A 19,716-nucleotide genomic window follows, 5' to 3' on the forward strand; every position below is an offset into this window, starting at 1 on the left:
GGCCGGTCAGCCCTCGCGCGTCTCGATCGTCACCTGCACGGTGCGGATGCTCAGCAGCACCCGGTCGCGCAGCGGGGCGGGGGCCGGCTCGCGGCACGAGCGGGAGACGACCTGCTTGACCAGGCGCTCCAGGTCGTACTCGGTCAGGCACTCCGAGCAGCTGTCGATGTGGGCCTGCACCTCCTCGCAGGAGGCGTCGTCCATCTCGTGGTCGATGAACAGGTAGAGCTTCTCCAGCGCCTCGGAGCAGTCGGGTCCGTCGCAGCTCATGCCTTCTCACCCGCTCCCACGCGCATGCCCCGCTCGCGGGCGTAGTCGGCCAGGCTCTCGCGCAGCTGACGCCGACCACGGTGCAGCCGCGACATCACGGTGCCGATCGGCGTGTCCATGATCTCGGCGATCTCCTTGTACGGGAAGCCCTCGACGTCGGCCAGGTAGACCGCCATGCGGAAGTCCTCGGGCAGGGCCTGCAGCGCGTCCTTGACGTCGCTGTCGGGCAGGTGCTCGAGCGCCTCCATCTCGGCGGACTTGAGCCCGGTGGACGTGTGCGCGGCCGCCGCGGCGATCTGCCAGTCCTCGACCTCGTCGGTCATCTGCTGGGGCTGGCGCTGCTTCTTGCGGTACGAGTTGATGTACGTGTTGGTGAGGATGCGGTACAGCCAGGCCTTGAGGTTCGTGCCGGGCTTGAACTGGTGGAAGGCGGTGAACGCCTTCGCGTAGGTCTCCTGCACCAGGTCCTCGGCGTCCTGCGGCGAGCGCGTCATGCGCAGGCCGGCGGAGTAGAGCTGGTCGAGGAAGGGCAGCGCATCGGCCTCGAAGCGCGCCTGGCGCTGCTCCGGGGTCTCGGTCTCGCGGACGTCCTGGTCGTCGGTCATCACTGTCAAGCCTACTGCCGACGTCCGACGGGCGCCGTCCGGCGAGCCCACGACGTCGGTGGGGCGTTCGAGGCATCCGATCATGCCTGTCACAACCGTGCCGGGGCCCGGCTTGTTCCCGGCCCCGCCGGGACGCGGCTCACGCGGCCGGCAGCGGCTCGATCAGCTCGGGCGAGTCGTTGCGGACGTTGCCCACGGCGGTGCTCACCGGGTAGGCGTCGAGGCGTCCGGGCGCGGCCGGCACGAGCAGGTCGAGCAGCTCGGGGCCTGACGCGGTGGGGTCGAGCCAGGCCTCGTACGCCTCGCGCTCAACGACGAACGGCATGCGGTCGTGGATGCGGCCGAGCGAGTCCTCGGCGGTGGTGGTGATGACGGTGAAGCTGACCAGCCACTCGTCGTCGGTGGCCTTCCAGAACTCGTAGAGACCGGCCATGGCCAGCGGCGAGCCGTCCTTCGGGCGGATGAAGAACGGCTGCTTGCCGCCGTCGTCCTTGACGTACCACTCGTAGTAGCCGGTGGCCGGGACGATGGCCCGCCGCGACGCGAACGCCTTCTTGTAGGCCGGCTTCTCGGCGACCGTCTCGACCCGCGCGTTGATCATGCGGTTGCCGATCTTGGGGTCCTTCGCCCACGACGGCACCAGGCCCCAGCGGGCGGCGCGCAGCTGGCGCTGCACGGTGCCCTCGTCGTCGGGCCGGGCCACGACGATCGCCTGGGTGTCGGTCGGCGCGACGTTGTAGGACGGCTCGAGGTCGACGAAGGAGTTGGCGACGCCGACCGCGAACTCGGTCTCGAGCGCAGCGGGCGTGAGGTTCGTGGCGTAGCGGCCGCACATGCGTCCAGCCTGGCACAGCCCACCGACGAGCGGAGTTGCCCCGGACGCCAGAGACGGTAGAACGGACCCATGACCGTTCTCCGCGCCGTCGCCCGCCCGATGCTCGCCTCGATGTTCGTCTACGGGGGCGTGCAGTCGCTGCGCGCGCCGCAGCACGCCGCTCCCGCCGCCCAGCCGGTGGCCGACGCGCTCGGCAAGGCCGCGCCGTCGATGCCGGTGAGCGCCACCCCCGAGAACGTGGTGCGCGCCAACGCCGCCGTCCACGTCGTGGCCGGCCTCGCCCTGGCCACCGGCCGGTTCCCGCGCCTGGCCTCGTTCGCGCTCGCCTCGACCCTGCCCGCCACGACCGTCCAGGGACACCCGTTCTGGACGGAGTCGGACCCGCAGCAGCGGACCAACCAGACGATCCACTTCCTCAAGAACGTCTCGCTCATGGGCGGCCTGCTCATGGCCACGCTCGACCCCGACCCGAAGAAGAAGATCCTCGCCCGCCGTGCGAAGGACAGGACGGTGCACGCCGTCCACGCCGCCGGCGACAAGGTCGACAGCATCCTGCACTGACCCGGCGCGTCCCCGGACGGCGTCACGGCCTCGGCCGTGGCGCCGTCCGTGCGTCGTGGCGTCGCACCGGGACGGGTCCGCGCGCCGATAGAGTGACGCCGATGACCCAGACGCCCGCCGCCCCCGACCTCTGGCCCGCTCCGACGCCGGAGCGTCCCGTCCAGGGCCGCGTCCAGGTGCCGGGCTCCAAGTCGCTGACCAACCGCGCGCTGCTGCTGGCCGCGATCGCCGACGGCCCCGGCACGCTGCGGCGTCCGCTCGTCTCGCGCGACTCCGACCTCATGGTCGCCGCGCTGCAGGCGCTCGGCGCCCGGGTCGAGCGTGGGGCGGACGCCTGGACCGTCACCCCCGTCTCCCCCGCGTCCGGCACCGCGCTGCACGTCGACTGCGGCCTGGCCGGCACCGTCATGCGCTTCGTGCCCCCGGTCGCCGCCCTGCACGACGGGCCGGTCACCTTCGACGGCGACGAGCGCGCCCGCGTGCGTCCGATGGCCGGCGTGCTCGACGCCCTGCGCGCCCTCGGCGTCGGCATCGACGACGACGGGCGCGGGACCCTCCCGTTCACGGTCCGCGGCACCGGCACCGTGCGCGGCGGCCCGGTCGAGGTCGACGCGTCGGCGTCCAGCCAGTTCGTGTCGGCGCTGCTGCTGGCCGGTCCCCGCTTCGAGCAGGGCGTGGACGTCCGGCACACCGGCGGGCGGCTGCCCTCCGCGCCGCACGTCGAGATGACCGTGAACGAGCTGCGCCGCCGCGGCGTGCGGGTCGACGACGCCACGCCCGGACGCTGGGTGGTCTCGCCCGGTCCCGTCGCCGCCGTCGACGTCGCCGTCGAGCCCGACCTGTCGAACGCCGGCCCGTTCGTGGCCGCCGCCCTGGTCACCGGCGGACGCGTGACGGTCGAGGGCTGGCCCGAGCACACCGACCAGGCCGGCGACGCCTGGCGCGCGCTGGTCGAGGCGTTCGGCGGCACCGCGACCCTCGACGACGACGGCCTGACCGTCACCGGCTCCGGCATCCTGCGCGGCGTCGACCTCGACCTGTCCGACGTCGGCGAGCTGACCCCGGTGGTCGCCGCCCTCGCCGCGCTGGCCGTGGAGCCGTCGACCCTGCGCGGCATCGCGCACCTGCGCGGCCACGAGACCGACCGCCTCGCCGCGCTCGCCACCGAGCTGAACGCGCTCGGCGGCGACGTCCAGGAGACCGCCGACGGGCTGCGCATCACGCCGCGCCCGCTGCACGGCGGCCGCTTCGGCACCTACCACGACCACCGCATGGCCCACGCCGCCGTCGTGCTCGGCCTGCGCGTCCCGGGCGTGCTGGTCGAGGACGTCGCGACGACGGCCAAGACCTTCCCCGGCTTCGCCGACGTATGGGGGCGGCTGGTGTGAGGGACGACGACGAGCACGCCCGCTTCGAGCGCCCGCGCCGGCACACCCGCCCGCGCACCAAGGAGCGTCCGACGTACGACGACGCGGTGACCGCGCGCGTCGTGACGATCGACCGGGGCCGCGTGACCGTCGAGCTCGACGACGACCGCCGTCGCGTCACCACCGTCAAGGCCCGCCACCTCGGCCGCAAGGGCGTCGTGGTCGGCGACGAGGTGCGCGTCGTGGGCGACCTGTCCGGCCTGCCCGACACCCTGGCCCGCATCGTCGAGGTCGTCCCCCGCCGCACCGAGCTGCGCCGCACCGCGGACGACGACGACCCGATCGAGCGCATCGTCGTGGCCAACGCCGACCAGATGGTCGTCGTCACCGCGCTCGCCGACCCGCCGCCGCGGCCCGGCCTCATCGACCGCTGCCTGGTCGCGGCCTACGACGCCGGCATGACGCCGATCGTGTGCCTGACCAAGGCCGACCTGGCCGACCCCGCCGAGGTGCTCGGGCTGCTCGAGCCGCTGGACGTCCAGGTGCTCGTCACGCAGAACGCCCAGGACCTGGACGAGCTGCGCGAGGTGCTGCGCGACAAGGTGAGCGTGCTCCTCGGGCACAGCGGCGTGGGCAAGTCGACGCTGGTCAACCAGCTCGTGCCGGACGCCCAGCGCACCACCAGCCACGTCAACGAGGTCACCGGACGCGGCCGGCACACGTCCACCTCGGCGGTCTGGCTGCCGCTGCCGTTCGGCGGCACGATCGTCGACACCCCGGGGTTCCGCTCGTTCGGCCTGGCCCACGTCGAGGTCGACCGCATCATCCGCGCGTTCCCCGACCTGGACGCCGCCAGCGAGGCCTGCCCGCGCGGCTGCACCCACGCGGCGAGCGAGCCCGAGTGCGGCCTCGACCTGGCCGTCGCCGAGGGCCGGGTCGCGCCCGCGCGCGTGGCCTCGTTCCGGCGTGTCCTCACCAGCCGCGAGGGACGCGACTAGACCGGTACGGTTGGCCCCATGGCCCACGCGTACCACGACGACCTGCGACTCGCGCACGTCCTGGCCGACACCGCCGACAACCTCTCGATGGACCGCTTCGGCGCCGTCGACCTGGAGGTCTCGACGAAGCCGGACATGACCTACGTGACCGAGTCCGACCAGGCCGTCGAGGAGGCCATCCGCCGCACCCTGCGCAGCGCCCGCACCCGTGACGGCGTGCTGGGCGAGGAGCAGGGCGAGCAGGTCGGCGCCACCGAGGGCCGGCGCTGGATCATCGACCCGATCGACGGCACGTCCAACTTCGTGCGCGGCGTCCCGGTGTGGGCGACGCTCATCGCGCTGGAGGAGGACGGCGAGATCGTCGCCGGCTGCGTCTCGGCCCCCGCGCTCGGCCGCCGCTGGTGGGCGTCGAAGGGCTCGGGCGCCTACACCGGCAAGTCGCTCATGTCGTCGCGCCGCATCCAGGTCTCGCAGGTGGGCGACCTCGACCACGCCTCGTTCTCCTACTCCTCGCTGCACGGCTGGGAGGAGATCGGCCGGCTCGAGCCCTTCCTCGCGCTGACCCGCCGCTGCTGGCGCACGCGGGCGTACGGCGACTTCTGGTCGTACATGATGCTCGCCGAGGGCGTCGTCGACGTGGCCGCCGAGCCCGAGCTGAAGGTGTGGGACATGGCCGCGCTGGACGTCATCGTCCGCGAGGCCGGCGGCACGTTCGCCTCGCTGAGCGGCGAGCCGGGCCCGTGGGGCGTCAACGCCCTGGCCACCAACACCCGCCTGCACGACGCCGCCATGGCGTACCTCGGCTACTTCCCCGACGCCGAGCCGCACGACGACGACAGCAACGTGACCCGCTTCGACTGGGCGCGCGAGCGCGACTGAGCCCACGCGACGAGGAGGACCGATGCACGGCACCCACCTCCAGCAGCGCGCGAGGGACCGCGCCGAGCAGCTGCCCGGCGCCGGGCTCGAGCACCCGTTCGGCCCGGACTGGGACGTCTTCAAGGTCCGCGGCAAGGTCTTCCTGCTCCTGACCGCCGTCACCGGATCGCCGATCGTCGTCCTCAAGGCCGATCCCGCCGACGCCCGCGTGCTGCGCGAGCAGCACGACGACGTGACGGCCGGCTACCACATGGACAAGCGGCACTGGATCACGCTGCACCCCGGCGGTGGCCTGACCGGCGACCTCGTGGACGAGCTGGTCACCGACTCCTACCTCCTGGTGGTCGAGAAGCTCCCCCGCGCGTCCCGCCCCGTCGACCCGGCGGCCTTCGCGCGCGAGGCCTGAGTCGGTCGACCTTGTCGGCGATGCACTTTCGATATATCGTTAGTGCATCGCCGACACCCGTCGGCGTTCCTCAGAACCAGGAGGTGTCCCATGCGGACCCGACACCACCACCACGACGGACGGCGCAGCCCGCGCCGCGGCGACTTCGACGACCTGGGCCTGGGCCCGGGGTTCGGTCCGGGCTTCGGTCCCGGCGGCGGACGCGGACGCGGCCGGCGCCGCGGCGGACGGGGCGGCGACGTGCGCGCCGCGGCCCTGCTGCTGCTCGCCGACGGCCCGCGCCACGGCTACCAGCTGATCCAGGACGTCAGCGACCGCACCGAGGGCGCCTGGACGCCCAGCCCCGGCTCCATCTACCCCGTGCTGCAGCAGCTCGAGGACGAGGGACTCATCGAGTTCGAGCGGGTCGAGGGACGCAAGACCGCCTCGCTCACCGCCGACGGCCAGACGTACGTGGCCGAGCACCGCGAGCGGCTCGACGCCGCGTGGCGCGAGGCCACGGCCCACGCCCGCGGCAGCCACGTCTCGGCCGAGTCCGGCCAGGCGCTCAAGGCGATGATCGTCGCCTGGAGCCAGGTCGCCAAGACCGGCACCGAGGAGCAGCAGGCGCGGGCGACCGCCCTGCTGGAGGAGACGCGCCGTCGGCTGTACGGCATCCTGGCCGGTGATGAACCCCGCCCCTGACCGACGACACCGCGTGCCCGACTCCGAGCTCACGTGGCGGTTCAGCCGTTCCTCGGGGCCGGGCGGGCAGCATGTCAACACCACCGACACCAAGGCCGAGCTGCTCTGGGACGTCCGCGCCAGCGAGGTGCTGGACGACGCCCAGAAGGCGCACGTCCTCGCCGCCCTGAGCACGCGGGCGACCGACGGGGTCGTCCGCGTGGTCTCGTCCCGGTACGCCTCGCAGCACCGCAACCGCGAGGCGGCGAAGGCCCGGCTCGAGGAGCTGGTGGCCGCCGCGCTGGTCCCTCGGCGCAAGCGACGGGCGACCAAGCCGACCCGCGGCTCGCAGGAGCGCCGGCTCGCGGCCAAGAAGCTCCGTTCGGACGTCAAGAGCGGGCGCCAGCGCCGCTGGGACTGACTTCCTATAGGGTTTAGGTAGATACCTAGATCCAGGAGGAAGCGTGGCCCGTGCCGGACTCACCGCCGACCGCCTGACCCGGGCCGCCGCCGAGCTCGCCGACGAGCAGGGCGTCGACCAGGTCACGCTGTCCGCGCTCGCCCGACGCTTCGACGTGAAGGTCGCGAGCCTGTACTCGCACGTCACGAGCTCGGCCGACCTGCGCACGCGCCTGGCCCTGCTCGCGCTCGAGGAGATGGCCGTCCGGCTGGGCGACGCGCTGGCCGGGCGCAGCGGCAAGGACGCCCTCGTGGCGTTCGCCGACGTCTACCGCGACTACGCCCGTGAGCACCCCGGCCGCTACGCCGCCTCGCGGTACGACCTGGACCACGAGACCGCCGCCCGCAGCGCCGGCCCCCGCCACGCCGAGATGACCCGCGCGGTGCTGCGCGACTACGCCCTCGAGGGCGACGACCAGACCCACGCCGTCCGCCTGCTCGGCAGCCTCGTCCACGGCTTCGTCGACCTCGAGCTGTCCGGCGGCTTCAGCCACTCGCGGCCGGACGCCGAGTCGTCCTGGCGACGCAGTCTCGACGCGCTCGACGCGCTGCTGCGCGCCTGGCCAGCCCCCACCGACCAGGAGACCGCATGAGCACCCTCGTCCCCGTCCCGCTGACCGACGACCTCGTCCACGGCGCGCACGACCTCGAGCGCACCGACCGCGGGGTGCGTCCGCACCGGCTGCCGCGGTGGGCGCGGGAGCAGAACACCGACCCCCAGGTCGCGATGGTCGAGATCGAGCCGGCCGGCGTCCGGCTGGTGCTGCGCACCGCGGCGACCGTCCTGGAGCTGGGCACCCTGCCGACCCGGCGCGAGTACGCCGGCGTGCCGCCGCGCCCGGACGGGCTCTACGACGTCCTGGTCGACGGCCGGCTCGTCGCCCAGCAGTCCGTCACCGGCGGTGACCGGCTCGTGCTCGACCCGCGCACGGGCACGGCCGACCGCCGCTCCGGCGGGCCCGGGACGCTCCGCGTCGACGGTCTCCCGGCCGGCGACAAGCGCGTCGAGGTCTGGCTGCCCCACCTGGAGAGCACCGAGCTGGTCGCCCTGCGGGCCGACGCGCCCGTGCGTCCGGTCGAGCGCTCGGGGCGTCCGCGCTGGCTGCACCACGGCAGCTCGATCAGCCAGGGCTCCAACGCCACCAGCCCGACGTCCACCTGGACGTCCGTCGCCGCCACGCTGACCGGCGCCGACCTGACCAACCTCGGCCTCGGCGGCAGCGCGCTGCTCGACCCGTTCGTCGCCCGCACCCTGCGCGACCTGCCGGCCGACGTCGTGAGCGTCAAGCTCGGCATCAACGTGGTCAACGCCGACGCGATGCGGATGCGGGCGTTCGTGCCGGCCGTCCACGGCTTCCTCGACACGATCCGCGAGGGCCACCCCGACGTGCCGCTGCTGGTGGCGACGCCGCTGTTCTGCCCCATCCACGAGGACACCCCGGGGCCGGGCGGATTCGACCTGAGCGACGGGACGCTGCGCTTCGTCGCGACCGGCGACCCGGCCGAGGTCGCCGCCGGACGCCTGACGCTGCGCACGGTGCGCGACGCGCTCACCCAGGTCGTGGAGAGCCGGCGCGCGAGCGACCCGCACCTGCACCTGGTCGACGGGCTCGGGCTCTACGGGCCGGCCGACCACGACGAGCTGCCGCTGCCCGACCGGCTGCACCTGGACACCGCCGGCCACCGCCGCGTCGGCGAGCGCTTCGCCGAGGTGCTCCGCCCCCACCTCCCCACCGCTCCCTGAGCCTGTCAAAGGGAGGCTTCGACAGGCTCAGCCAGCGGCAGACGCTCCCTGAGCCGCCCACCGCTCCCTGAGCCTGTCGAAGGGACGTCCCCCGAGAAGTGGACGGAGAAGCACCACCACGGACCGACGCCTGGTTCCTCTGCGTCCACATCTCGCCGGAGGTGCAGCGGGGTGAGGGTCAGAGGGTGAGGCGGTAGCTGGTGAACGACAGCGTCACGTGCATGCCGAGCCGCTCGTAGAGGCTCAGCGCGCCGGTGCGCGAGTCGGTGTCGAGCCGGCCGCGGGTGCGCCCGCGGGCCCGGGCGGCGGCGTAGGAGACCGCGAGCAGCTGCTGGGCCAGGCCGCGGCCCCGCTGGTCGCGCCGCACCGCGAGCTGCGCGACCCAGTACTCGTCGTCGCTCTCGCCGTCCATGCCGACGCACGCGCCCAGCACGTCGTCGCCGGCCGCGGCGACGAGCAGGTGGTCCTGGGTCATGCCGGGACGGTCGAGCACGAGCGCCTTCCAGCTCTCGAAGGCGCGCGGCGTGCGCCCCTCCCACTCGTTGAACGCGTCCTCGACGACCTGGTGGACGACGTGCTCCTCGCCGGCCCGCATCGGCCGGACGACGACGCCGTCGGGCAGCGGACGCTCGGCGATCGTCGCGTCGGCGGGCAGCTCGAGCGACCACGTCTCGTGGGCCGGCACGTACCCCCGCGCCTCGAGGAAGGTGCGGGTGCGGGTGTCGGTCTCGAACGCCTCCTGCTCGCAGTGGTCGCCGCCGCGCTCGCGCTGGCGCCGCTCGACCCAGTCGGCGAGCAGCGTGCCGAGGCCGCGTCCGCACGCGTCCGGGACGACGTCGACGCGGGCGAACCCGTTGGCGAACAGCGACCCCGCGGCGACCGGACGTCCACCGTCGAACACCAGCCGGGTGTCGTGCTCGGCGTCGAAGGTCGGGTCGGACCAGAAGCCCTCGAGGTCGACCGCGTCGAGCAGGGTCTCCCCTGCGGTGTCGAGGTCGACGGCGTGGAAGACGGCGAGCACCTCGCGCAGGTCCTCGGGCCGGGCGGGGCGGACGTCGTGGGGCGCGTTCACGACCCCCATCCAACTACGGGACGCGGGCCAGCCAGTCGGGGTCGGAGAACTTGGTCTCGGCGAGCCGCTCGGCCCGCTCCCAGGTGGCGGCGTCGAGCTCCGTGCGCGCCAGCGGGCCGTTCTCGCGGTCGAAGTGGTCGACCAGCGCCTTCACGACGTCCTCACGCGGCAGGCCGGTCTGCGAGCGGATCGGGTCGACCCGCTTGGCCGCGCTCACGTGCCCCTTGTCGGACAGCTTCTCGCGCCCGATGCGCAGGATGTCGAGCATCTTGGCCGCGTCCATGTCGTACGACATCGTCACGTGGTGCAGCACCGCGCCGGACGCGAGCCGCTTCTGCGCCGCGCCGCCGATCTTGCCCGCGGGCGAGACGAGGTCGTTGACCGGCTTGTAGTCGGCCGCGACGCCGAGCTCGCGCAGCGCCCGGACGACCCAGGCGTCCAGGAAGGCGTAGGACTCGACGAAGCTCATGCCCTCCACGAGCGTGCCGGGGACGTACAGCGAGTAGGTGATCGTGTTGCCCGGCTCGACGAACATGGCGCCGCCGCCGGAGATGCGCCGCACGACCGTGGTGTCGTGGCGGGCCGCCGCCTCCAGGTCGACCTCGTTGCTGAGCGACTGGAACGAGCCGATGATGACCGCGTTGCTGGCCCACTCCCAGATGCGCAGCGCCGGTCCACGCTCGCCGGCGCCGACCTGCTGGGCGATGACCTCGTCGACGGCCATCTGCATGGCCGGGTGCAGCGGCCCGGTCTCGACGAGGGTGAAGTCGTGGTCGGCCCAGGTGGTGGCCCGGCCGAGGGCGCGCAGCACGACCATGGCGATCGAGCGCGGGTCGAAGCCGACCATGACGGCGTCGCCGCGGGCGGCCTCGACGGCGGCCTCGATCTGCGCCAGGGACGCGTCGACGGGCAGCCCCTCGACGGCGTCGGACATGTGGCCCAGCGCCTCGTCCGGCTCCAGGAAGAAGTCGCCGGACAGCCGGACGTCCGCGATCCTCCCCTCGACCACCTCGAGGTCGACGACGACCAGCTTGCCCTGGGAAACCTTCAGCTCTGCGTGCACACCGGCGTCAACCCGCGGACGTGCCGGTCTCTTCCCGTGGCCCGGCGGCGGGACGGACGCGCTCGCGGAACGCGCCGGGCAGCTCCCCGGTGAGCCGGACGAAGAAGCGCGAGAAGTTGGCCGCGTCGCCGAACGCGAGCCGGGCGGCGATGGACGCGACGCTGGCGTCGGAGTGCACGAGCAGCCGCCGGGCCTCGAGCGCGACCCGCTGGTCGACGACCTTCTTGGGCGTGGTGCCGACGGCGGCGGCGACCGCCCGCTCGAGCGTCCGCGGGGTGACGGCCAGCTCGCGGGCGTAGGCCCGGACGTCGCGCTCGGCGTCGAAGCGGCGCTCCACCAGTCGCCGGAAGGCGGTGAACAGCGGCGGCTGCACGCCGACCTCGGCCCCGACGGCGGCCGCGAGCAGCAGCGCCGCCGTGGACGCCTGCCAGCGCAGCACCGCGTCCTGGACGGACGTGTCCAGGCCCGCGTCGTCGAACCGTCCGACGTCCAGCACGGCGGCGAACGCGGGGGCGGCGGGGTCGAGCGGCCAGCGCGTCGGGGCGAACGGGTCGCTCACCCAGGCCGACACCTCGCGCACGCCGTCGAACGCGTCGCGGGCGGCCATGACGACGTGCCCGTCGAACGCGTCCATGTCGCCCCAGCCGTGCACCTGGCCCGGGCGGATCCACAGCACGGTGCCCGGTGCGAGGTCGACGGTCTCGAAGTCGACCATGTGCGTCGACCGGCCGGACGTCACCGCCAGCACGACGTGGAAGTCGAGCCGCTGGGCGCCGGGCGGGATCGACCCGCCGGCCCGCCGGCGCAGGTCGGCCAGCCCGATCGCCTCCACCGAGGTCGACACCGAGGGCGGTGGCGCGTAGCCGACGTCGGCGATCTGTCGCACATCGACCATGAACGGACCCTTCTCGACCGTGAAAGCGGGACAGGACGAGCCTAGATTGACAGCAGACCCCACAGAAGGAGCATCACCATGAGCAGCATCACCGTCATCGGCGGCACCGGCTACGCCGGGTCGGCCATCGTCCGCGAGGCCGCCGCCCGCGGCCACCAGGTCACCTCCGTCAGCCGGAACCTGCCCGAGCAGCGCGTCGACGGCGTGACCTACGAGACCGGCTCGGTCCAGGACGACGCCACCGTCGCGAAGGCCGCGCAGGCGGACGTCCTCGTCGTGGCCACCCACGCCGACCTGCCCGACGGCCCGAACCTCGACGAGCTGACGCCGGGCATCGCCGCCGCGGCGAAGCAGCACGGCGCCACGCTCGCGTTCGTCGGCGGCGCCGGCAGCTCGTTCGTCGCCGAGGGGGGCCCGCGGGTCATCGAGACCCCGGACTTCCCGGACGCGTTCAAGCCCGAGGCGTCCGCCCACGCCCGCGTGCTGGAGTGGCTCGAGGCGAACGGCGAGGGGCTGGACTGGTTCTACGTCTCCCCCGCCGGCGGCTTCGGCGCCTACGCCCCGGTCGAGAAGAAGGGCACCTACCGCACCGGCGGCGACGTGCTGGTCGTCGCCGAGGACGGCTCGTCCACGCTCGGCGCGGACGACCTCGCCCTGGCGTTCGTCGACGAGATCGAGCAGGCGAACCACCGCGGCGCCCGCTTCACCGTCGGCTACTGAGCCTCCCCCACGCGCTGAGCGTGACGTTGTTGCGGCGACACGCCGTGCTCGGCCGCAACAACGTCACGCTCAGCGAGGAGGTGCCCCAGTCAGGCGCGGCGCGGGAACTGGTCGAAGTCGGGCTTGCGCTTGGCCTTGAACGCCTCGCGTCCCTCGGCCGCCTCGGGGGTTCCGTAGAACAGCAGGTTCGCGTCGTGGGCCAGCTGCTGCATGCCGGCGTAGCCGTCCTCGGCCGCGTTGAAGCTGAGCTTGACCAGGCGCAGCGCCCACGGGCTGTTCGCGAGCATCTCGCGCGCCCACTGGACGGTCTCGCGCTCCAGGTCCTCGAGCGGGACGACCTTGTTGACCAGGCCCATGTCGAGGGCCTCCTGCGCGTCGTACTGACGGCACAGCATCCAGATCTCCTTGGCCTTCTTCGGGCCGACCAGGTCGCGCAGGACGCTGGCGCCGAAGCCGCCGTCGAACGAGCCGACCTTCGGGCCGGTCTGGCCGAAGCGGGCGTTGTCGGCGGCGATCGTCAGGTCGCACACGACGTGGAGCACGTGACCGCCGCCGATCGCCCAGCCGGCCACCATCGCGATGATCGGCTTCGGGCAGCGGCGCATCATGACCTGCAGGTCGGTGACGTGGAAGCGGCCGGTGGCCTTCTCGTCGGTCTTGTAGCCGCTGTCGCCGCGCACGCGCTGGTCGCCGCCGGAGCAGAACGCCTTGCCGCCGGCGCCGGTCAGGATGATGACGCCGACCGACTCGTCCTCGCGGGCGTCGGTGAGCGCCTCCATGATCTCGATGAGCGTCTGCGGCCGGAAGGCGTTGTGCACCTCGGGCCGGTTGATCGTGATCTTGGCGATCCCGTCGTCGGTGACGTCGTAGAGGATGTCCTCGAACTCGCCACGGGCGTTCCAGACGATGTCAGCAGTCTCGGTCATGCGCCCGATTCTGCCCCTCGCGCCGTCCGCCGCACCGCCTGGGGCCGCGCCCGTTCCGGACGCCGCGAAGTGGGCACCCGTCCGGTGACCTGTTCGTCCCACGGAAGGAGCACCACCATGGCCACCGGTGAGACCGGATTCGACGACGTCACCTTCGACCTGATCTCGGTCCAGTACCACTCGCTGAAGGCCGGTCACGACTACGGGCAGTACGTCCGCGACGCGCGCAACGCCGGACGCGACGACATCGCCGAGTTCTTCGAGACCGTCCAGCAGCAGGACGCCGAGCGCGCCCACACCGTGCACGGCTTCCTCAAGGAGCTGGGAGGCACCGACAACACGTCGCCGCAGGGCTGACCCGTGGGTGACGACGGCGGCGGCAGTCCGCACCCGTCGTCCTCGCGGCGGCTGGACGACAACTGGGAGGAGCTGCTGCAGGAGCTGCGCGTGGCCCAGACGGGCGTGCAGATCCTCACCGGCTTCCTGCTCACGCTGCCCTTCAGCGACGCCTTCGAGGACGTCCCGCCGCACTCGCGCGTCGTGTACGGCTGCGTGCTGGGCTGCGCCGTCGTCGCCACCCTGCTGCTGCTCACGCCGGTCGCGCTGCACCGTGCGCTGTTCCGGCGCGGGGAGCGGCCCTGGCTCGTCGAGACCGCCGACGCGGTCGCCCGGGCGGGTCTCGTCGCCATGGCGCTGGCCAACATCGGCGCGGTCTGGCTGATCCTGGACTTCGTCTTCGCGCCCGCCATCGCGTGGGGGTTCAGCGCCTTCCTGGTGGTGGGCCTGCTGGTCGGCTGGGTCGCGGTGCCGATGGTGCGCCGCCGGGCGGCCGGCGACGATTAGCCGGGCCCCGGGCTGGGCACCACGCAGGCATGACGACGTCCGCCCCGCTCGACCGTTCCCTGCAGGCGCTGACCGACGGCTACACGTTCTGGCAGCGGCTGCGCCCCGAGCCGCGCACGACCGTCCGCACCCGGCTGCTCGGCTCGCGCGCCGTGTCGATCAGCGGCGCGGACGCGGTGCGGTTCTTCTACGAGACCCTCGGCTTGGAGCGCTCCACGGCGCTGCCCGAGCCGGTCGTCGGCACCCTGTTCGGCAAGGGCGCCGTGCACACCCTCGACGGCGACGACCACCGTCACCGCAAGCAGCTGTTCACGTCCCTGCTCGACGCCAAGGCGGCTTGGACCATCAGCGGCAACGCGGTCGAGGGCTGGCGCCGCCGCGCCGCGGGCTGGGACGATGAGGTCGACCTCGGGGTGGCCGCTCGGTCGGTGCTGCTCGAGGCGGTGACCGCCTGGGCCGGCGTCGAGGTGGACGACCTCGGTGCGCGGGCCCGCGACATGATGCTGATGGTCGACGGCTTCGGCAACGCCGGCGCCCGCGGCCACGTGAAGGCCCGCCGAGCCCGCGGGCGCAGCGAGCGCTGGATCGGCGAGCAGGTGCGCCACGCCCGCGAGGGCGCTCCCCTGCCCACGCCGCTCTCGGAGCTCGCCCGGCACCGCGACCGCGACGGGAACCTGCTCGACGAGCGGGTCGCCGCGGTGGAGGTGCTCAACGTCCTGCGTCCGACGACGGCCGTCTCGTGGTTCGTGCTCGGTGGTGCGTACGCCTTCGAGCGGTTCCCGCACGTGCGGCAGGGACTGCTGGACGGCGACTTCAGCGCGCTCGACCTGGCCCACGAGCTGCGTCGCCGGCTGCCGTTCGCGCCCTACCTGGCCGCCCGCGCGACCCGCGAGCTGGAGTACCGCGGCACCCCGATCCCGACCGGTGCCCTCGTCGTCCTCGACCTGTGGGGCACCGACCACGATCCCGGCCTGTACGAGCACCCGGACGCGTTCGACCCGGCGCGCTTCACCGGCCGCGAGCCCACGCCGTACGACCTCGTGCCGCAGGGCGGTGGCGACCGCGAGCGCGGTCACCGCTGCCCGGGTGAGGACGTCACCCTCGCGCTGCTCGTCGCCCTGCTGCCCGAGCTCGCGAAGCTGCCGTTCCGGCTCACCGGCTCGACCCGCATCCCCATGGACCGCATGCCCCCGCACCTCTCGGGCCGTTCCGTCGTGCACCCTGCCGACGCCTGAGCGATGCTCACCACGACACGAAGGAGAACCATGACCGCCGATCCGATCAGCCCCGACCCCGACGCCACCCCCGAGCACCAGCTCGACCCGGCCGAGGAGAACCCCAAGGCGGACGACCCCGCCGACGCACCGGAGAACCAGCCGACCGCGGCTCCCGCCGAATGACGGCGACCGCCGACTCCGCGCTCACGGCGGCCACGACGGCACGCCCCGTCGTCGTGGCCTCCGTGCCGCGCTCCCACGTCTACGTCCGTCACCTCGACCCGGTGACCCCCAGCGGCGAGGTCGTCCGGCTCGACGACCCCGACCCCGGCGACCCGCGCCGTCCGGCAGGTGCGCAGTGGTGGCCGCCGGTCATGCTCGACCCTGCGTGGGCCGAGACGACCGACGCCGACCTCGTGCACCTGCAGTTCGGCTTCGACGCCCGCTCCCCCGAGGACCTCGCCGTCTGGACGCGGGTGCTGCGCCGGCGCGGCATCCCCTTCGTCTACACCGTCCACGACCTGCGCAACCCGCACCACGAGGACCGCACGCTGCACGACGCGCAGCTCGACGTCCTGGTGCCGGCCGCGGACGCGCTCGTCACGTTGACGCCCGGCGCGGCCGACGAGATCCGCGGTCGCTGGGACCGCGAGGCGCTGGTGCTGCCGCACCCGCACGTCGTCGAGGGCGACACCGTCGCGCGGCTGCGTGCCGAGCGCGAGCAGCGCGACCCCGAGCCGTTCCGCGTCGGCGTGCACGTGAAGAGCCTGCGGGCCGGCATGGCCCCGCACCGCGTGCTGCCCGTGCTGGTCGAGACCGTCGGCCGCCTGCCCGGCGCCGTGCTGCAGGTCAACGGCCACCACGACGTCCTGACCCCCGGCGGGGCGCGCTTCGACGCCGACCTGTCCGGCTACCTGCACGAGCAGGCGGCTGCCGCACGCGTCGACCTGCGCGTCCACGACTTCCTGCCCGACGACGAGCTGTGGCGCTACTTGGCCTCGCTCGACCTGTCCGTGCTGCCGTACCGCTTCGGGACGCACTCGGGCTGGCTCGAGGCGTGCCGCGACCTGGGCACCACCGTGCTGGCGCCGACCTGTGGCTACCTCAAGGAACAGGGCCCGGTGCTGACGTACGAGCACGAGGAGGACCACTTCGACGCCGCCTCGCTCAGCGCCGCCGTGGAGCAGGCGTACGCCGAGCGTCCGCGCCTGGGCGCCTCCTGGGACGAGCGGGTGCTCCAGCGCCAGCAGGTCGCCGACGCCCACCTGGCCCTCTACCGAGGGCTCACGTCATGAGCATGGTTCTCAGGATCTGCCTGGTGGCGTCGAGCCGCTTCCCGGTCGCCGAGCCGTTCGCCGGCGGCCTGGAGGCGCACACCGCGTCGCTCGCGAGGGCGCTGCGCCGCCGCGGGCACGACGTGTCGCTGTTCGCGGCGCCCGGCTCCGACCCCGACCTGGACGTCCACGAGCTGCCGCTCGAACCGTTCACGTCCAGCTCCGCCGCGCGCGCCGACGTCGCCGCCCCGCCGGAGACCTGGATGCGCGAGCACCACGCCTACCTGGGGCTGATGCTCGACCTGGCCCGCGAGGGACGCCGCCGGTTCGACGTCGTCCACAACAACAGCCTCCACCACCTGCCCGTCGCGATGTCGTCGTCGCTGGAGATCCCCGTGGTGACGACGCTGCACACGCCGCCGGTGCCGTGGCTGGAGTCGGCCGTCCGGTACGCCGACCCGAGCGCCGCGTTCGTCGCGGTCAGCGAGTTCACGTCGCGGTCGTGGGCGCACGCGGTGCCGAGCTCGGTGGTGCTCAACGGCATCGACGCCGCCGCCTGGCCGGCCGGTCCCGGCGGCGAGCGGGCCATCTGGTCCGGGCGCCTGGTGCCCGAGAAGGCGCCGCACGTCGCGATCGACGCGGCGCTGCAGGCCGGCGTCCCGATCGACCTCGCCGGTCCGGTGCTCGACCCCGACTACGCCCGCGAGCACGTCTGGCCGCGGCTCGGCCCGGACGTCCGCTACCTGGGGCACCTGCACCAGGCCGACCTCGCCGTGGCCGTCGGACGGGCGCGGGTCGCCGTCGTGACGCCCGAGTGGGACGAGCCGTACGGGCTCGTGGCCGCCGAGGCGATGAGCTGCGGCACGCCGGTCGCGGCGCTGCGCCGCGGCGCGCTGCCCGAGGTCGTCGACGAGCGCACCGGCCGTCTGGCCGAGCCGGGCTCGACCGCGGCGCTGGCCGAGGCGATCGCCGACGCGGCCGGGCTCGACCGGTCCGCGGTGCGCCGCCGGGCGGTCGAACAGTTCGCCCTCGACCGCATGGTCGCCGACTACGAGCGGGTCTACGCCCACGCGATCGGACGTCCGGTGGCGGCGTGATCGGCTACTACGTCCACCACGTCGGCGCCGGGCACCTGCACCGGGCCACGGCGCTGGCCGACGTGCTCGACGTGCCCGTCACCGGGCTCTCGTCGCTGCCGCGTCCGGCCGGCTGGCGCGGGCCCTGGGTCCAGCTGCCGCGCGACGACCACGACCCCTCGCCGACCGGCGTCGACGCGCAGGGGCGCCTGCACTGGGTGCCCGAGCACGACGCCGGGCTGCGCGGCCGCATGGCACGACTCTCGGCCTGGATCGGCGAGACCGCCCCCGCGCTGCTGGTGAGCGACGTGTCGGTGGAGGTCACGCTGCTCGCCCGGCTCCACGGCGTCCCCGTGCTGGGTGTCGTCCTGCCCGGCGACCGCGGCGACGACGCTCACCGGCTCGGGCTCGACGTGTGCGACGCGCTGGTCGGGCTGTGGCCCGAGGGCACGCCCGACCTCGCGTCCGGACTCACCGACGCCCAGCAGGCACGCCTGCACCGGGTGGGGGCGCTGTCGCGCTTCCCCGTCGCCGCACCCCGGCCCCGGCGTGCGGGGTCGCGGCGCGTCACCGTGCTGGCCGGGCGCGGCGGTGCGTTCGACCCCGCCGTCCTCGTCGCCGCGCAGCAGCAGACGCCCGGCTGGACGTGGACGCTCCTCGGTGGCGACACCTGGGTGGACGACCCGTGGCGGGCGGTGCTGGACGCCGACGTCGTGGTCACCCATGCCGGGCAGAACGCGCTGGCCGAGGTCGCCGCCGCCCGGCGTCCCGCGGTCGTCCTGCCCCAGCAGCGGCCGCACGACGAGCAGGCCACGACCGCGGCCGTGCTCGCGTCCGGCGGCTGGCCGGTCGTGGTCGAGCCGACCGCGCCGGCGGACGGCTGGGCCGAGCGGCTCGAGCGGGCCGCCGGGCTCGAAGGGTCGGCCTGGTCCGGCTGGTGCGACGGGCACGCGGCCGAGCGGTTCGCCGCCGTCGTCCGCTCGCTGCTGCCCGCGCGCCCGCGGGCGGTGAGCGCATGACGCCGGGCGTCGCGACGCTCGTCCACGGCCGCCGCGCCCACCTGGCCAACCAGCACGCGCTCGTGCGTCGCCAGCACGCCGGGCCGTACGTCGTCGTCGCGATGGACGACCCCGAGACCGCCGCCTGGGCCCGCGCGCTGCCCGAGCCGCCGCACGTCGTCGAGGTCGCCCGCGAGCCGCTCGGGCTCCCGCTCGCCGCGGCGCGTAACCTCGCCGCCCGCACGCTTCAGCGGCTCGGCGCGGACGCCCTGGTGCTGCTCGACGTCGACTGCCTGCCCGTCCCGGGGCTCGTCCGCGGGTACGCCGACGCCGTGGCCGCGCGACCGGACGTCGTGTGGTCCGGCCCGGTCACCTACCTGCCGCCTCCGCCCGCCGGCGGCTACCCGCTCGACGACCTCGAGCCCCTCGACGCGCCCCACGCCGCCCGGCCCGCGCCGGCCCCGGGTCAGACGCAGCTCGGCGGCGAGCCCGACCTGTTCTGGTCGCTCTCGTTCGCGCTGCACGCCGACGCCTGGCGCGCGGCCGGCGGGTTCGACGAGGCGTACGTCGGCTACGGCGGCGAGGACACCGACTTCGGCCACCGGGTGGTCGGTGCCGGGCTCGACCTCGGCTGGGTGGGCGCCGCGCGGGCCTACCACCAGCACCACCCCACGACGTCCCCGCCGGTGCAGCACCTGGACGACGTCGTCCGCAACGGGCGCCTGTTCCGCGACCGCTGGGGCCGCTGGCCCATGACCGGCTGGCTGGACGCCTTCGAGGAGCGCGGCCTCGTGCGCCGCGTCGGTGACGACTACGAGGTCGTCGCGCCGGCGCACGCGTAGACC

The 19,716-nt window shown here is 74.1% G+C and carries 25 protein-coding genes; 18 read left to right on the forward strand and 7 right to left on the reverse strand.

From position 1 onward, the window contains the following. Nucleotides 1-6: 6 nt before the first annotated feature. From rsrA to E0W78_RS12170, 3 genes are all read right to left on the reverse strand, one after another. Nucleotides 7-270, reverse strand: coding sequence for a mycothiol system anti-sigma-R factor (gene rsrA / locus E0W78_RS12160; protein ID WP_131404221.1), 264 nt, complete (start codon nt 268-270; stop codon nt 7-9). Continuing rightward, nucleotides 267-875 (reverse strand): sigma-70 family RNA polymerase sigma factor, encoded by a 609-nt coding sequence (locus E0W78_RS12165; protein WP_207392745.1) that lies wholly within the window; start codon nt 873-875, stop codon nt 267-269. The genes rsrA and E0W78_RS12165 overlap by 4 nt, the downstream gene beginning before the upstream one ends. 139 nt (nt 876-1,014) lie before the next feature. Further along, a complete protein-coding gene (locus tag E0W78_RS12170) occupies nt 1,015-1,710 on the reverse strand; it encodes an SOS response-associated peptidase (RefSeq protein ID WP_131404223.1) in 696 nt (231 codons plus the stop codon). A gap of 69 nt (nt 1,711-1,779) precedes the next feature. On the opposite strand from E0W78_RS12170, the gene E0W78_RS12175 reads away from it, so the two are divergent. From E0W78_RS12175 to E0W78_RS12215, 9 genes are all read left to right on the forward strand, one after another. Then, the gene (locus tag E0W78_RS12175) at nt 1,780-2,271 is read left to right on the forward strand and encodes a DoxX family protein (protein ID WP_131404224.1); all 492 of its coding nucleotides are present in this window, start codon (nt 1,780-1,782) and stop codon (nt 2,269-2,271) included. Nucleotides 2,272-2,372: 101 nt separating this feature from the next. Further along, nucleotides 2,373-3,659, forward strand: coding sequence for a 3-phosphoshikimate 1-carboxyvinyltransferase (gene aroA, locus E0W78_RS12180; RefSeq protein ID WP_131404225.1), 1,287 nt, complete (start codon nt 2,373-2,375; stop codon nt 3,657-3,659). Next, nucleotides 3,656-4,636, forward strand: a complete 981-nt coding sequence (rsgA, locus tag E0W78_RS12185; protein ID WP_242686334.1) for a ribosome small subunit-dependent GTPase A — start codon at nt 3,656-3,658, stop codon at nt 4,634-4,636. Before aroA ends, rsgA begins: the two co-directional genes overlap by 4 nt. An 18-nt stretch (nt 4,637-4,654) precedes the next feature. Next, a complete protein-coding gene (locus tag E0W78_RS12190) occupies nt 4,655-5,515 on the forward strand; it encodes an inositol monophosphatase family protein (RefSeq protein ID WP_131404227.1) in 861 nt (286 codons plus the stop codon). A 22-nt stretch (nt 5,516-5,537) separates the two neighbouring features. After that, the gene (locus E0W78_RS12195) at nt 5,538-5,921 is read left to right on the forward strand and encodes an MmcQ/YjbR family DNA-binding protein (RefSeq protein ID WP_131404228.1); all 384 of its coding nucleotides are present in this window, start codon (nt 5,538-5,540) and stop codon (nt 5,919-5,921) included. 90 nt (nt 5,922-6,011) lie between these two features. Then, nucleotides 6,012-6,605: a PadR family transcriptional regulator gene (locus tag E0W78_RS12200; protein WP_131404229.1), complete on the forward strand. Its 594-nt coding sequence runs from the start codon at nt 6,012-6,014 to the stop codon at nt 6,603-6,605. 13 nt (nt 6,606-6,618) lie between these two features. Beyond that, nucleotides 6,619-7,005 (forward strand): alternative ribosome rescue aminoacyl-tRNA hydrolase ArfB, encoded by a 387-nt coding sequence (arfB, locus tag E0W78_RS12205; protein ID WP_242686335.1) that lies wholly within the window; start codon nt 6,619-6,621, stop codon nt 7,003-7,005. Nucleotides 7,006-7,048: 43 nt separating this feature from the next. Next, complete coding sequence (locus E0W78_RS12210) at nt 7,049-7,636, forward strand: TetR-like C-terminal domain-containing protein (RefSeq protein WP_131404231.1); 588 nt, start codon at nt 7,049-7,051, stop codon at nt 7,634-7,636. Continuing rightward, on the forward strand, nt 7,633-8,787 hold the full coding sequence (locus tag E0W78_RS12215; protein ID WP_131404232.1) for a GDSL-type esterase/lipase family protein: 1,155 nt from the start codon (nt 7,633-7,635) through the stop codon (nt 8,785-8,787). Before E0W78_RS12210 ends, E0W78_RS12215 begins: the two co-directional genes overlap by 4 nt. A gap of 178 nt (nt 8,788-8,965) precedes the next feature. On the opposite strand, the gene E0W78_RS12220 is transcribed toward E0W78_RS12215, so the two are convergent. From E0W78_RS12220 to E0W78_RS12230, 3 genes are read right to left on the reverse strand one after another with little or no spacing between them, the layout of a single operon-like run. Then, nucleotides 8,966-9,859, reverse strand: coding sequence for a GNAT family N-acetyltransferase (locus tag E0W78_RS12220; RefSeq protein WP_131404233.1), 894 nt, complete (start codon nt 9,857-9,859; stop codon nt 8,966-8,968). Between the two features lie 13 nt (nt 9,860-9,872). Continuing rightward, nucleotides 9,873-10,922: a biotin/lipoate A/B protein ligase family protein gene (locus tag E0W78_RS12225; protein WP_131404234.1), complete on the reverse strand. Its 1,050-nt coding sequence runs from the start codon at nt 10,920-10,922 to the stop codon at nt 9,873-9,875. Between the two features lie 7 nt (nt 10,923-10,929). Beyond that, on the reverse strand, nt 10,930-11,817 hold the full coding sequence (locus tag E0W78_RS12230; protein WP_131404235.1) for a helix-turn-helix transcriptional regulator: 888 nt from the start codon (nt 11,815-11,817) through the stop codon (nt 10,930-10,932). Between the two features lie 78 nt (nt 11,818-11,895). On the opposite strand from E0W78_RS12230, the gene E0W78_RS12235 reads away from it, so the two are divergent. After that, nucleotides 11,896-12,537: an NAD(P)H-binding protein gene (locus E0W78_RS12235; RefSeq protein WP_131404236.1), complete on the forward strand. Its 642-nt coding sequence runs from the start codon at nt 11,896-11,898 to the stop codon at nt 12,535-12,537. 89 nt (nt 12,538-12,626) lie between these two features. Here the strand turns inward: E0W78_RS12235 and menB are convergent, their stop codons facing one another. Continuing rightward, nucleotides 12,627-13,463 (reverse strand): 1,4-dihydroxy-2-naphthoyl-CoA synthase, encoded by an 837-nt coding sequence (menB, locus tag E0W78_RS12240; protein WP_131404237.1) that lies wholly within the window; start codon nt 13,461-13,463, stop codon nt 12,627-12,629. A gap of 117 nt (nt 13,464-13,580) precedes the next feature. Here menB and E0W78_RS12245 point away from each other — a divergent pair, with 117 nt between their 5' ends. From E0W78_RS12245 to E0W78_RS12275, 8 genes are read left to right on the forward strand one after another with little or no spacing between them, the layout of a single operon-like run. Next, nucleotides 13,581-13,820 carry an acyl carrier protein gene (locus E0W78_RS12245; protein WP_131404238.1) on the forward strand — a complete coding sequence of 80 codons (240 nt, stop codon included), beginning with the start codon at nt 13,581-13,583 and terminating at the stop codon, nt 13,818-13,820. A 3-nt stretch (nt 13,821-13,823) separates the two neighbouring features. Continuing rightward, nucleotides 13,824-14,306: a DUF6328 family protein gene (locus tag E0W78_RS12250; RefSeq protein ID WP_131404239.1), complete on the forward strand. Its 483-nt coding sequence runs from the start codon at nt 13,824-13,826 to the stop codon at nt 14,304-14,306. Nucleotides 14,307-14,335: 29 nt separating this feature from the next. Beyond that, nucleotides 14,336-15,541, forward strand: a complete 1,206-nt coding sequence (locus E0W78_RS12255) for a cytochrome P450 (RefSeq protein ID WP_131404240.1) — start codon at nt 14,336-14,338, stop codon at nt 15,539-15,541. A gap of 30 nt (nt 15,542-15,571) precedes the next feature. Beyond that, nucleotides 15,572-15,706 (forward strand): hypothetical protein, encoded by a 135-nt coding sequence (locus tag E0W78_RS16975; RefSeq protein WP_278249436.1) that lies wholly within the window; start codon nt 15,572-15,574, stop codon nt 15,704-15,706. After that, complete coding sequence (locus E0W78_RS12260; protein ID WP_131404241.1) at nt 15,703-16,818, forward strand: glycosyltransferase; 1,116 nt, start codon at nt 15,703-15,705, stop codon at nt 16,816-16,818. Before E0W78_RS16975 ends, E0W78_RS12260 begins: the two co-directional genes overlap by 4 nt. Further along, on the forward strand, nt 16,815-17,894 hold the full coding sequence (locus E0W78_RS12265; protein WP_242686336.1) for a glycosyltransferase: 1,080 nt from the start codon (nt 16,815-16,817) through the stop codon (nt 17,892-17,894). The genes E0W78_RS12260 and E0W78_RS12265 overlap by 4 nt, the downstream gene beginning before the upstream one ends. Continuing rightward, nucleotides 17,891-18,892, forward strand: coding sequence for a glycosyltransferase (locus E0W78_RS12270; protein WP_131404242.1), 1,002 nt, complete (start codon nt 17,891-17,893; stop codon nt 18,890-18,892). The genes E0W78_RS12265 and E0W78_RS12270 overlap by 4 nt, the downstream gene beginning before the upstream one ends. Further along, nucleotides 18,889-19,713 (forward strand): galactosyltransferase-related protein, encoded by an 825-nt coding sequence (locus E0W78_RS12275; RefSeq protein ID WP_131404243.1) that lies wholly within the window; start codon nt 18,889-18,891, stop codon nt 19,711-19,713. The genes E0W78_RS12270 and E0W78_RS12275 overlap by 4 nt, the downstream gene beginning before the upstream one ends. Nucleotides 19,714-19,716: the final 3 nt, after the last annotated feature.

It is taken from the genome of Aeromicrobium sp. IC_218, assembly GCF_004336805.1.
In the GTDB taxonomy this organism is placed as follows: Bacteria; Actinomycetota; Actinomycetes; order Propionibacteriales; family Nocardioidaceae; genus Aeromicrobium.

Excerpts from the sequence above, each read along its gene's own strand:
- E0W78_RS12275 (WP_131404243.1), top strand. The coding sequence starts at position 18,889 with ATGACGCCGGGCGTCGCGACGCTCGTCCACGGCCGCCGCGCCCACCTG.
- E0W78_RS12245 (WP_131404238.1), top strand. The coding sequence starts at position 13,581 with ATGGCCACCGGTGAGACCGGATTCGACGACGTCACCTTCGACCTGATC.
- E0W78_RS12190 (WP_131404227.1), top strand. The coding sequence starts at position 4,655 with ATGGCCCACGCGTACCACGACGACCTGCGACTCGCGCACGTCCTGGCC.
- E0W78_RS12165 (WP_207392745.1), bottom strand. The coding sequence starts at position 875 with ATGACCGACGACCAGGACGTCCGCGAGACCGAGACCCCGGAGCAGCGC.
- E0W78_RS12235 (WP_131404236.1), top strand. The coding sequence starts at position 11,896 with ATGAGCAGCATCACCGTCATCGGCGGCACCGGCTACGCCGGGTCGGCC.
- E0W78_RS12175 (WP_131404224.1), top strand. The coding sequence starts at position 1,780 with ATGACCGTTCTCCGCGCCGTCGCCCGCCCGATGCTCGCCTCGATGTTC.
- E0W78_RS12230 (WP_131404235.1), bottom strand. The coding sequence starts at position 11,817 with ATGGTCGATGTGCGACAGATCGCCGACGTCGGCTACGCGCCACCGCCC.
- menB (WP_131404237.1), bottom strand. The coding sequence starts at position 13,463 with ATGACCGAGACTGCTGACATCGTCTGGAACGCCCGTGGCGAGTTCGAG.
- E0W78_RS16975 (WP_278249436.1), top strand. The coding sequence starts at position 15,572 with ATGACCGCCGATCCGATCAGCCCCGACCCCGACGCCACCCCCGAGCAC.
- aroA (WP_131404225.1), top strand. The coding sequence starts at position 2,373 with ATGACCCAGACGCCCGCCGCCCCCGACCTCTGGCCCGCTCCGACGCCG.
- E0W78_RS12195 (WP_131404228.1), top strand. The coding sequence starts at position 5,538 with ATGCACGGCACCCACCTCCAGCAGCGCGCGAGGGACCGCGCCGAGCAG.
- rsrA (WP_131404221.1), bottom strand. The coding sequence starts at position 270 with ATGAGCTGCGACGGACCCGACTGCTCCGAGGCGCTGGAGAAGCTCTAC.
- E0W78_RS12170 (WP_131404223.1), bottom strand. The coding sequence starts at position 1,710 with ATGTGCGGCCGCTACGCCACGAACCTCACGCCCGCTGCGCTCGAGACC.
- E0W78_RS12265 (WP_242686336.1), top strand. The coding sequence starts at position 16,815 with ATGAGCATGGTTCTCAGGATCTGCCTGGTGGCGTCGAGCCGCTTCCCG.
- E0W78_RS12255 (WP_131404240.1), top strand. The coding sequence starts at position 14,336 with ATGACGACGTCCGCCCCGCTCGACCGTTCCCTGCAGGCGCTGACCGAC.
- E0W78_RS12215 (WP_131404232.1), top strand. The coding sequence starts at position 7,633 with ATGAGCACCCTCGTCCCCGTCCCGCTGACCGACGACCTCGTCCACGGC.
- E0W78_RS12260 (WP_131404241.1), top strand. The coding sequence starts at position 15,703 with ATGACGGCGACCGCCGACTCCGCGCTCACGGCGGCCACGACGGCACGC.
- E0W78_RS12200 (WP_131404229.1), top strand. The coding sequence starts at position 6,012 with ATGCGGACCCGACACCACCACCACGACGGACGGCGCAGCCCGCGCCGC.